An 11,355-nucleotide genomic window follows, 5' to 3' on the forward strand; every position below is an offset into this window, starting at 1 on the left:
CCTTACTACCAACAATTGACGTAAGCAGCAATGATAGCGATAGCCGGCAGTAAGCACGATGCGACATATTGTCGCAGCGGTTAAGCCGGGCGGTGTTTTAGTAGTTTACGCTGCAAGGTACGCCGGTGCATACCGAGGCTGCGGGCAGTTTGCGAGATATTACCCTGATGCTGTGCCAGCACCCGCTGAATGTGCTCCCACTGCAGTTGATCGGCAGATAATACCGCTCCCTCTGCCGGATTATCTGTTGCCGCCAGGGCATTACCCGTCAGCGCCTGCTGGATGGCATTAAAATCAACCGGCTTGGTCAGGTAGTCATCGGCACCACACTTTACCGCCAGCACCGCAGTGCTGATACTGGCATAACCTGTCATCATTACTATCCGGCTTTGCGGTAAAGCCTTTCGGATATCAGCAATAAAACTAATACCCGATTGCCGGGCAAAGCGTAAATCCAGCAAGTAAGCCGATGCCTGCTCGGCAATGAGCTGGCTGCTGGTTACCGGCTGGCTATACCCGCTTACCTGCCAGCCCTGAATACTGAACCGGCGGATTAATGTTCGTAATAAGGCTTCATCGTCATCTACCACCACCAGTTTGGTCATGCCGCCTGATCCTGAAAACGGATCAGGGTCTCCATGCCACCCTGTCGCAGGTTGCGCCGGCTGATGCTGCCGCCTAACCGCTCTACCGATACGTTAGCCAGAAATTGCCCCAACCCCAGGCCACTTTCACTTTGCTGGGGCAGTTGCCCCAGTTCCGCCAGGCGTTGCTCTGATAACCCTTCGCCGAAATCAATAATCTGCAGACTCAGTCTGCCCTGCAGCAGTGTTACCTCTATATCGAGCTGCGGTTTGCCATTGGCAAGGCTGGCATCGGCGGCATTGTCCAGAATTTGAAACAGTGCAGAGGACAAACTTGCTGCTTCTTTAATTCTGCAACCCGAGGTCTCGCCCTGCAGATTTAACTTTAAACTGATTTCTGGCCGGGTAACTATCCAGGATTGTAAACTTTGCTGAATCACCGGCAGTAATTCTGCTGGCTGCTGCTCCCGCCACTGACTGGCGTTGGTTCGCAAATCAGCAACGATTTGCTGGCAACGCTGCAACTGCTGTTTTATTTCCTGCAGTGCAGGCTGCTCAGTATCAGAAGACTGCAACTCTTCAGTCAGCAATACCAGATTCTGAATGGGTGACGCTAAATCATGTGCAGCATTTGCCGCATAAGTTGCAATTGCCAGAGCCTGTTCCTGCCGTATCTGCTGTTGCTGTAACTGGTTAAGTTTGACTGATTTCTCGCGGATAAGCGCAGCCTGACTGCTAATAAACCAACTAATTAATATGGCCGAGATAGCAAACGCCCACCACATTTGCCACATATGCCGGCTGAAAGGTCGCATCACAGCGCCGTGCATGGCATGTTCGGCAGCAAAAGCAGGCGACACCGCAACAGTTAAATCACCCAACCACAGCAACACGCTGTAAGCCAGTACCGCCGCTATGGCGAACAGATAGCTGGCCAGCGCGGGTAGCAGTACCGATACTACCGCAACCGGCAACAGCAGTAATGCCACAAAGCCATTACTGGCACCACCAGACACGGCTAATAAGGCGCTGAGTACCAGCAAATCAATAGCAGAAATCAGTAAAAAAACGGGTTTGAGAGAAGCAACCGGCCGGGGTAGCCGCTGTAATACGATATTTGTCAGGGTATGGGTTATTAACACCAGCAACACTATGGCCCAGCTGGTGACGGCATAATCCAGCAGCCAGCCAATTGCGGCTACCAGGCATTCAATAATAATAATGCCCCAACGCAGCTTAACCATCTGCCGCAGCTGATGTGCAGGGGTTAACGCGGCGGAAATAATAACAGCTTTAGACATAGCCAACCCAAAAAGACGGCTGCCAGGCAGCCGTTGCAAATGTAGCAAAGAAGCGACAGCGGAAGCGTCGTTCTGTCCACCTGCTAACTTTACGTCAATTTCCCTAGCCAGACGATGCGGCATATTGTCGCAGCGCAAACTTTAGTGAAATTAAGTTATCGCTAATCTACATTAACCAGACTACCATAAATGAGTATTAACAAATTAAAAAGGTGGCTTATGAAAACTAACGTAGGTGGTATTGACAAAGTACTGCGGATTATCGCTGGCGTGATATTAATTGCCCTGGCTGCCACAGGCACTATTGGCCTATGGGGCTGGATAGGCATAGTGCCACTATTAACCGGTTTATTTAACTTTTGCCCGCTTTACAGTGTGTTGGGTATTAAAACCTGCAAAGTGACTTAACGCACTTTTTGTTGTTTTGGTGCGCCCGTCGTGCGTGAACAGTCTATGCCACAGCAGGTTTTGTTTTAGGTTTGAGCAGGCCAATGCCAAAGGCGGCCATCGTTATAGCTATAATGGCATTGAGATAGTTAAAAAAGGCATAGGGCGCGAAGTCAAGTACATCTACCCCCAATGTGGCAGCATAAAACGCCCCTGCGGTGGTCCATGGAATAAGGCCGGTTGTCATAGTCGCGCCTTCTTCAACTGAGCGCGACAGAATCGCCGGCTCTAACTTTTGCTGCTGATACTTAGGTTTAAATAATTGGCAATTTAGAATAATCGAAATAAACGCCTCGCCCATGGCAATATTGCCTAAAAAACCAGAGACAATTGTCGTGGCAATAAGGGATGCCGTTCGCTGTACGCGGCTAATGATCCCCGCCAACAAAGCAGTAAGAAAGCCGGCTCCATGCAAAATACCACCTAGCGCAATAGCCATTAACGCCAACAGTAAGGTCCAGCTCATACTGCTGATACCACCGCGCCCCAGCAGCGCATCTAAATTAGCAATACCTGTCGATTGCGGTGTATTTTGCCACAACGCATTAAGCACGGAGATAGGGTTTGCGCCTTGATAAAACATGGCAATAAGTACTGCAAGCACAATACTGCAGGACATAGTCACTTCGGCGGGTACTTTTTTGATGCTCATTACGGCAAGTAAGATCAAGGGTAATAAGGTGATTAGTGGCGCCAGGTTGTAAAGGTTAACGAGGGCAATTTGAATGGATGCAATATCGGTTAAATTCAGATTTTGCTCACCGTAACTCAACCCTATCCCTAAAAAAATGACAAAGGTCAGTACAAAGGTTGGCGTTGTGGTGAACAGCATCGCGTAAATATGCCGATAAAGGTCTGTGCCCGCACTCATGGCGGCAAGGTTTGTTGTATCGGAAATAGGCGACATTTTATCGCCAAAGGTTGCGCCACACACAATCATACCCGCGACCAGCGGCAAAGGAATATTCATGGCCGAGCCGATACCCATAAACACCACGCCCAAGGTACCGACGGTGCCCCAGGAGGTACCGGTTGCGACCGACATCAACGCACAAAGCAGCAAGCCAACTGCCAGGAAGAAACTCGGGTTCAGCCAGCTAAGGCCATAATAAATCAGCGTAGCGATAGTGCCACTGTACATAAAGCTCGCAATGACCATACCGATCAGGATAAAAATATAAATAGCGGGCATGGCTCTTGTAAGCGCGCCAGTCATCAACTCTCGAATGTGTAAGTAGCCATACCCAAGACTAAAAGCGTGCAGTCCTACCCACAAAAGACAAATAAACATTAGGGTGTGCAGGCTGATCCCTAATCCAAACAGCCCTCCGGCAATGACGATAACAATAACACTAAAGCAAATGAGCGACTGCAAAAAACCGGGCGTGCGGGGTAAGTTAGGCGTTGCTACAGACAAGGTTGCACCGAATGGACAAAGTTAATGTAAAAATGAGTATATCAGCAGAGTATCAAGCAATGTACATAATTAATTGATTGCGGTAAATCCTTGATTATTAGTAGGTATGAGGCAGATTGAACGTTATTTATAGCAAAATACCCCTAGAAAATTGACACAAATACCAGCACCGTGTCGTATTAAATAACTGTAAAAGCGGAGCCACTAGTGTTAGCCACGCTTAACCCGGTAACTAAGGTATTATCATGCCCACAAAAACGTCTTTGCCAACTCGGATAACTTCGGCGCTAAAAACAAGCTTTATTGCTGATGCGTTGGCCATGCCGGTGCATTGGTTTTATCAACCCATTGAAATAGAGCGCGCGTTTGCGGGGGGTATTCAGCGCTTTGAGCCCGCCCCTGCTTTTCACCCTTCATCTATTATGTCGTTGCACTCTAAACACTCCGGAGGGCGCCAGCTAGTCAATGATTCAGCCAAAGGGCATTCGGTCAAGCATCAACCCATTCAAGTAGTTGGCAACATGATTTTAAAAGATAAAGCGCAGTTTTGGGATAAACCAAACGTGCATTATCATCACGGTATGCCGGCGGGTACCAATACGCTGAACGCTCATTGTGCTCGTGTGCTGATGCGCACGTTAGCAAGCTCAGCAGAACCTTACAACCGGCAGACCTTTGTCAGCGCCTACATTGATTTTATGACCAGGGAGCCTGCAGCGCACCCTGATACATACGCAGAGTCTTATCATCGCGGTTTTTTTGCCAATTTGGCACAGGGCCGAAAATCTGATGATTGTGGCATGGTCACCCATGACACCGCATCGATAGGTGGTTTAGTGACCGTTGCCCCTCTGGTTTTTTCAGAACGTCTAAAAGGTACTGGCACCGCTGAGCTAAAAATGATCTGCCGGGCACATTTGGCCCTAACTCATCCTGATGAATCGCTGATGAAAGTATCTGATCGCTACGTACAACTCCTGTGCGATTTAATGGATGGGCCTGCAGAGCAAGACATGACTGCATTGTTACTAGAAGCCGCCAGAGGAACAACAACCGTGAGTTTGGCAAGTTTACTGGCGCGCAACCTGCCCGACAACCAAGTGGTTGGCCACATTTTCTCAAGAGCATGTTACATATCAGACTCCTGGCCGGTGGTGTTGTATCTGGCTGCTAAATATCAACATGAGCCATGGCAAGCCCTTAAAGTGAACACGAACCTTGGCGGTGATAACGTCCATCGCGGCATAATATTGGGCACATTACTGGGCTTGCAAAACAGTGCCGTGGCCACCAGTTGGTTTGAGCAACTGGCAGACCACAATGCGATTGCGCTAGAAATTGAGGCGCTTATCAGCGTGGCTTGCGCTCCCAGATAGTAAGTTCTGACAAGGTGTGCTGAAACTTGTGTTGCGTTTCACGGATCACAAAGGGCACCTTGCGTGGCTCACCGACTAAGGTAAAGTGTGTTGCGAGCTGCGCTTTCAAGCCATCAAGGGTAGTGACATTTTCACCATCTTTTTTGAAGCCGCCAATCCATTCTTCCTTGGGGGTGTGTTCTGCTAACCAGGTGTAAGGTGAGGCAATAAGCAGCAAACCGCCCGCGTTGATACGATGAGCCATATCCGCCAGGAAACGGCGCGGTTGATAAAGACGATCGATCAAATTGGCGGCCAGGACTAAATCATAGCCCGTAAATTGAGGTTTAAGATTACAAGCGTCACCTTGAAAAAAAGATACACGGCTGGCAGAGTCTTCTAACCCCAATTGTTGCAGGGTGCGGGTATGGTAACTCACCAGGTCACCCTCTTCGACCCGCGCATAGCGCACTTCACCCTGTTCGGCCATTTTAGCCGCAAGACTGGTAAAGTTTGCTGAGAAATCAATACCATCAACATGTTCAAACTGTCGCGCCAATTCAAAGCTGGCTCGTCCACAGGCACAGCCTAAATCAAGCGCCTTGCCTGTTGCTTTGCCTTTCATGGCTTCCAGTGCAATGGTTGCTAACGCTTTCGGAAAGTTTTCTACGCCATAAAACGTATCACCGAAGTGGAACTCGGCATATTCTGACAGCAACTTGTCACTTTCGTAATAGGCGTTTGGCGACGACGCTGCAACATTGGAGGCAATATAGCGAAAGCCAGCGTGTTGAAAAAAGTGACGTCTAAACGCATAACGCGCACTGAGCCGTGTTTCGTTACCACTTGAGATCCATGAGCCGCCCTTGATGATGTTGTGTTTACCATCAAAGGTCGGGGTGGTGAAATCGTCATAAAGTGGGTGCACTTTGAAATCATTAAACGGATAAATAGGTGTTTCCGTCCATTGCCACACATTGCCAACCACATCAAACCAGCTGCCATGCTGATGACGCGTTACGGGGCAACTGGATGCAAAATGATCGAGATGCAAATTAGCATCGGCAATTTTATTTCCAAGCTCTGCAACACCCGCTTGTGAACATAACCGATACCATTCGTCCTCGGTTGGCATGCGAATGTGCAACCCCGTTTCAACGGTTTTCCACTCACAGAATGCTTTCGCTTCATGATAATTTACTTCAGCCGGCCAGTCCCATGGCATAGCAATCTCTTCTGTCATTAAACGCAAAAACCAGCCATTGCGCCAACACCAGAACGTCGGATGCTTTGCTGCCGTATATTGACGCCAGGCTAGCCCTTCTTCGCTCCAAAAACGATTTTGCTGATAACCTCCGCCCTCAACAAATTCCAGGAACTCTTGGTTACTCACTAAATATTGACTGGCTTTGAACTCAGCCACATCGGCCGTATGATGACCGTACTCGTTATCCCAACCATAGAATGCACTATCAAACGATTTTCCAATGCTCACCTTACCTGCGCTAACGCTCAGCAATTTATTGGTTGGGGCTTGTCCTGTCTCTTGACATCGTGGCCAGTGCGGTAGGGGTTTGACCTTAGCTAATTCGTGCTGCCGAATAAGAACCGACGAGGTTTCCAGGTGAATTCGCTCATGCTCAATACCCATAATAATGGGCCACCATGTATTTTCCCAATCAATGGGTAAAACAAGATTAAGCGTGTTGATTATATTTAATACTGCAGCCCGCACTTTAGCGCGGTACTCTTTCACTGCAGAAACACTTGGCCAGTCGTAATTTTCTTCCGACAAATCATCCCAGCTCATTTCATCAACACCCACTGCAAAAATAGATTCCATGTGTGGATTAATTCGTTCAGGGATCAGTTTTGCCAAAAGTAGTTTGTTGACGAAAAAAGTGGCCGTATGGCCAAGATAAAAAATCAGTGGATGGCGCAAAGGGATAGGTTTTTGATAGAAGCCCGTATCGTCACGCAAACAATCAAATAGCCGCGTGTAAGTGTCAAAGGTGTTAGTGAAATACAGCGCGATTTCTTTACGCTTATCCTCTGTGTTGCCACTACGCAGGTTGGGTGTTCTGCGAAAAGCCATGGAGCCAACAGGTGCTGCACAAGGGTTAGCCATTTCTTCAGCATTTTGAATCGGTAATGTCATTGTTAAAAACAATCCTTTAATAATACATTTTGGGCTTATACGATTAAATACTGAATAAAGGCCCAATTTTTAAGCTTTTTTTGATCTTATTTTCCAAGAAATCACTGTTTTACCTACATTAATTTTTTCGGCCCTGTAATCTTTTAATGGCTTCGACTAAATACTCACGTGCGCAGCCAAAGTTCAAGCGAAAAAAGTCTTTATCACCAAAATCTCTGCCCGCTGACGGGCCAACCCCTTTTGCTTCACACCACGCCTGCGTATCGTTAACGCGCAATCCGCTTGCATCTACCCACATTAAAAATGTAGCAGCTGGAGAAAAAGCTTTTAACCCTTCAATTTTGTTGATTTCACTGACTAAATAATCACGATTGTCTTTTAAATAAGCCAATTCTTGCTGATGCCACTCATCGCAATATCTGAAGGCCGCATTTGTAGCCGCCAGACCTGTCGCTGTAACCCAGGGTAAGATGCCCCGGGCGGCATGGTTAAAAGCTAATCTTAATTTTTCATTTGGAATAATAGCAAACGATGTGCCCAGGCCAGCGACATTAAAGGTCTTACTCGCCGCCATTAATGTCACCGAATATTCTGCCAACGCTGGATGTGCGCCAGCGGGTAAATGCGGCACATTGTCTAAAATTAAATCACAATGTATTTCATCCGAACACAGCATGACATTATGTTTGCGACAAATTGTGGCAATTCTGTCCAGCTCATGTTGATTTAACACCGTGCCCAATGGGTTCATCGGGTTACACATAATAAACAAGCTTGTTTTAGGGTCCGCAGCAGCGTCTTCTAAAGCATCAAAATCGAGTGTCCATCTACCGTCAACCGCAACCGTCTCTACACAGATTCGGTTTAACTTATTAATTGCCGGGGCCGCCAAAATGGGGGGGTAGCTGGGTGTTTGCACGATAATGGTATCGCCTGCCTGACAATATGCTTTGATGGCAACATTAAACGCAGGCACAACCCCAGGGGTCCACACTAACCAACTGGGATCTATTTTCCAGTTGTACTGCCGTTGACACCACGCAACTACAGCCTCAATGGCATCAGTATCGTGATCAGGTAAGGTGTAACCGAAAATACCCTCTTCAACCCGCTGATGTAAGGCTTTTAAAATAGGTTCTGCACAGCGAAATTCGGTATCCGCAATCCACATGGGCAATATATCTGTACCTTTGTATCTTTGCCATTTATACGCTTTAGACCAAGACCGGTCTGGTTTATCATTGAAGTTCATTATGGGCCTCTCGAGCTTTAATAGAGCTGTAGTACGGTATATCGCTTCGCTTAGCCACATCGAGTTCCAATTTTTAAACGATCGCTTATCTAACGTAACATATACCATTGTTTGGTAGAGAAACATTTTGAAAAAGCAGCATACTGGACTTTCCTGTAGTTGCCCCACGCTAAAACGGACAGTAATATCTTTAAAAAATGACTTCTTTCCTGTTTCACTCACGACAAAGTTTTTAAATTCTGAAAAAAAGCTGAGTTTTACTGTCGGAAATTTTCGACACTTTTTCAATACCGCTAATGAAGTCGGTTTTCCATTATCGAGCATGGAGCGGATACTGCGTGAAATGGCAACGATGACAGAGTCACTGATCCACAAGGTTATAAGCGGATTGCCAACCGGGTTTCCGACATTTATATCAGAGCCGATCTTTGACGGGATGCGGAGGTACAGCCAGCGCTTGCTTTAATTGGTGCACCCGAGAGGATTGACTCGGCACCTCCTGTACCTTGCCCTGCGGGCCAGCTGAAGCTGTTCCAAATCGTTCCCGACTTAATTACTCGTATCATCCTGATACTCGCCCCGGTGGGGCCAGCTAAAGCTGTTCCAATGTGCTCCAGGCACATTGGTGGTCGAACCTAGCGGTTCTCATCCTACGGATGGTAAAAACAAAAAACCGCCGAAGTGGCGGTTTGTTGTTTTGGTGCACCCGAGAGGATTCGAACCTCTGACCTCTGCCTCCGGAGCGAGATTTTAATCCAACCAGCATGAACACTGATGTACAAGCTCACACCAAGATAAACACATAAACCATTGATATAAATCAATTATAAAATTCACCACTGTTCTTCAGTGTTCATTCAGTTTCGTGACCGCACAATGATTTTGCTATAAATATGCTATAAATAGGAAATCGCCATGGCGGTGAAGGCTAAAATCAGTCAGACAAGAATCTGAAGCCGGAAGACAAGCGCATTAATGATACCGAAATTGCCGGTTTTCATGCGCTGATCGCTGCCAGCGGCAAAATAACCTATTACCTATACTACCGGCATGATGGCAAACAGGCCAATATTAAGCTGGGCGTTGACGGCCAGATTACCCCCGCCATTGCCCGAGACCTTGCCAAAGAAAAAGCCGGTGAAGTAGCCAAAGGCACTAACGTTCAGGAAGCTAAAAAACAGGTAAAGCAAGCCAAGAAAAAAGAAGCTTTATCTACTCTCAGAAAATTTATCGAAACCAAGTTTGAGCCCTGGCTATTTTCGCAAAACCCGAAAACCGCCAAAGCCCGAGCTGATGTACTAAAAACCAGTTTTGCTCATTTGATGGATTACCAGTTAAGCGACATAAAACCGCACCTTATAGAGCAGTGGCGTATAGAGCGCAAAGCTAAAGGTAACAAAAACGCCAGCATTAACCGCCAGGTCACCAACCTGAAAAGCTGCCTCAGTCGTGCAGTTGAATGGGAAGTAATTGAAAAGCATGAATTGCACAAGCTAAAGCCACTTCCGGAAGACAATTCAAAGGTGCGCTATTTATCTAAGCCCGAAGAAGCCGCCCTGCGACATGCCCTGCGTGAACGGGACGAACGCATGAAGCAAGAGCGTGACAGCGGCAACCAGCACCGCGCTGAGCGCAACAATGACTTGCTGCCAAGCCTGCGCGATAAAACTTTTGCTGACCATTTAGAGCCAATAGTATTGCTGGCAATGAATACCGGCATGCGCCGCGGCGAAATATTAAGCCTGTGCTGGGACGATATTAATTTTGATACTAAAACCCTGACCGTACAGTTTGCTAATGCTAAATCCGGCAAAACGCGGCATATACCTTTAAATGGTGAGGCTTTTCGCACTTTAAAAAGCTGGCAAGCCGACACAGACAAAAACGGTATTGTATTTAAGGGCTCAACTGGCAAAGCCATGACGGACATTGGCAAAGCGTGGGACAAACTACTGGCCGATGCTTGTATAACAAGATTCAGGTTTCATGACCTACGGCATCATTTTGCCAGCAAACTGGTAATGGCCAGCGTCGATTTAAACACAGTGCGCGAACTGTTAGGCCATGGTGACCTTGCCATGACCTTACGTTATGCCCACTTAGCACCAGAACACAAAGCCGCAGCAGTAAACCTGATCGGTTGATTTATAAAGGCATCAAAATGATTGAAAAAGAGTATTACCGGTTAGATGAACTAGCACACTTAGGTGTTACTGAAGGCACTATTCGCTATTTTATCGAGCAAGATAAACTGACACCGGCGTTTTTTGTACCTAGTAAATGGTATGTAATCGGTGGCTATATAAAAGGCATGTTTAATGGCTTTGCCATAGCAAAGTATCAAGGCCTGGTATCTTTCCCAAAAAGTCAAAATAACGAGCTACTTGCAAAGGGTAAAGTCTGGTCAAATTCAGTTAGTCTGTTGTGGCGCGAAAAAATCATCATTGATTCGTCTGACTACCCTTTTAACATTCCTTGCCCCAATTCATATATTGAAGCATGGCAAAAAAGGAGCTTGGAAGAGCTTCACTGGGACAGAGTGCCAGCCAAGTTTTACCCCCAGGTGCGTATTCTGCCCCAAAGTGAACACTGATTCTGGTTTAATGTGAACACCCGTACTGATTTAATATGAACACCTATTCTGGCGCAAAGTGAACGCTTTTGCCTGATTTCCAGAATCAGTGTTCACATAATTCCAGAATGCTTTTCCCGCGTTGATTGTTACCACTGATAACCTATTCATTTTCAGATGGATACGGTTATGACCAGACAGAGAACATCAATGCGTAAACTTCGTGAAATCCTCCGGCTACGATTGCATGCTGGCCTATCCGTTCGTCA

At 47.0% G+C, this 11,355-nt stretch carries 9 protein-coding genes and 1 pseudogene; 5 read left to right on the forward strand and 5 right to left on the reverse strand.

The window, feature by feature from the left end:
- Positions 1–80: 80 nt before the first annotated feature.
- Both H141_RS0116640 and H141_RS0116645 read right to left on the reverse strand, forming a co-directional pair.
- Positions 81–605 carry a response regulator transcription factor gene (locus tag H141_RS0116640; RefSeq protein ID WP_019677418.1) on the reverse strand — a complete coding sequence of 175 codons (525 nt, stop codon included), beginning with the start codon at positions 603–605 and terminating at the stop codon, positions 81–83.
- Entirely contained in the window at positions 602–1,885 is a 1,284-nt protein-coding gene (locus H141_RS0116645) for a sensor histidine kinase (protein WP_169337185.1), read from the reverse strand. The genes H141_RS0116640 and H141_RS0116645 overlap by 4 nt, the downstream gene beginning before the upstream one ends.
- A gap of 219 nt (positions 1,886–2,104) precedes the next feature.
- On the opposite strand from H141_RS0116645, the gene H141_RS0116650 reads away from it, so the two are divergent.
- Complete coding sequence (locus H141_RS0116650; protein WP_019677420.1) at positions 2,105–2,293, forward strand: YgaP family membrane protein; 189 nt, start codon at positions 2,105–2,107, stop codon at positions 2,291–2,293.
- A gap of 43 nt (positions 2,294–2,336) precedes the next feature.
- Here the strand turns inward: H141_RS0116650 and nhaC are convergent, their stop codons facing one another.
- Positions 2,337–3,749 (reverse strand): Na+/H+ antiporter NhaC, encoded by a 1,413-nt coding sequence (gene nhaC / locus H141_RS0116655; protein ID WP_026349517.1) that lies wholly within the window; start codon positions 3,747–3,749, stop codon positions 2,337–2,339.
- A gap of 245 nt (positions 3,750–3,994) precedes the next feature.
- On the opposite strand from nhaC, the gene H141_RS0116660 reads away from it, so the two are divergent.
- Positions 3,995–5,125, forward strand: a complete 1,131-nt coding sequence (locus H141_RS0116660; protein ID WP_019677422.1) for an ADP-ribosylglycohydrolase family protein — start codon at positions 3,995–3,997, stop codon at positions 5,123–5,125.
- Here the strand turns inward: H141_RS0116660 and ovoA are convergent.
- On the reverse strand, positions 5,100–7,262 hold the full coding sequence (gene ovoA / locus H141_RS0116665) for a 5-histidylcysteine sulfoxide synthase (protein WP_019677423.1): 2,163 nt from the start codon (positions 7,260–7,262) through the stop codon (positions 5,100–5,102). The genes H141_RS0116660 and ovoA overlap by 26 nt on opposite strands.
- Before the next feature lie 118 nt (positions 7,263–7,380).
- The gene (locus H141_RS0116670; protein WP_205620419.1) at positions 7,381–8,838 is read right to left on the reverse strand and encodes a MalY/PatB family protein; all 1,458 of its coding nucleotides are present in this window, start codon (positions 8,836–8,838) and stop codon (positions 7,381–7,383) included.
- A gap of 683 nt (positions 8,839–9,521) precedes the next feature.
- Here H141_RS0116670 and H141_RS22115 point away from each other — a divergent pair.
- From H141_RS22115 to H141_RS0116680, 3 genes and pseudogenes are all read left to right on the forward strand, one after another.
- Positions 9,522–9,635, forward strand: a pseudogene (locus tag H141_RS22115) (hypothetical protein); the annotation flags it as partial.
- 201 nt (positions 9,636–9,836) lie between these two features.
- The gene (locus H141_RS20810) at positions 9,837–10,658 is read left to right on the forward strand and encodes a tyrosine-type recombinase/integrase (RefSeq protein ID WP_019677426.1); all 822 of its coding nucleotides are present in this window, start codon (positions 9,837–9,839) and stop codon (positions 10,656–10,658) included.
- A 17-nt stretch (positions 10,659–10,675) separates the two neighbouring features.
- Positions 10,676–11,107, forward strand: a complete 432-nt coding sequence (locus H141_RS0116680; protein ID WP_157610989.1) for a hypothetical protein — start codon at positions 10,676–10,678, stop codon at positions 11,105–11,107.
- Positions 11,108–11,355: the final 248 nt, after the last annotated feature.

This window comes from Arsukibacterium perlucidum DSM 18276 (genome assembly GCF_000382165.1).
GTDB lineage: Bacteria > Pseudomonadota > Gammaproteobacteria > Enterobacterales > Alteromonadaceae > Alishewanella > Alishewanella perlucidum.

Excerpts from the sequence above, each read along its gene's own strand:
- H141_RS0116640 (WP_019677418.1), bottom strand. The coding sequence starts at position 605 with ATGACCAAACTGGTGGTGGTAGATGACGATGAAGCCTTATTACGAACA.
- H141_RS0116645 (WP_169337185.1), bottom strand. The coding sequence starts at position 1,885 with ATGTCTAAAGCTGTTATTATTTCCGCCGCGTTAACCCCTGCACATCAG.
- H141_RS0116650 (WP_019677420.1), top strand. The coding sequence starts at position 2,105 with ATGAAAACTAACGTAGGTGGTATTGACAAAGTACTGCGGATTATCGCT.
- H141_RS0116660 (WP_019677422.1), top strand. The coding sequence starts at position 3,995 with ATGCCCACAAAAACGTCTTTGCCAACTCGGATAACTTCGGCGCTAAAA.
- ovoA (WP_019677423.1), bottom strand. The coding sequence starts at position 7,262 with ATGACATTACCGATTCAAAATGCTGAAGAAATGGCTAACCCTTGTGCA.
- H141_RS0116670 (WP_205620419.1), bottom strand. The coding sequence starts at position 8,838 with ATGCTCGATAATGGAAAACCGACTTCATTAGCGGTATTGAAAAAGTGT.
- H141_RS20810 (WP_019677426.1), top strand. The coding sequence starts at position 9,837 with ATGGATTACCAGTTAAGCGACATAAAACCGCACCTTATAGAGCAGTGG.
- H141_RS0116680 (WP_157610989.1), top strand. The coding sequence starts at position 10,676 with ATGATTGAAAAAGAGTATTACCGGTTAGATGAACTAGCACACTTAGGT.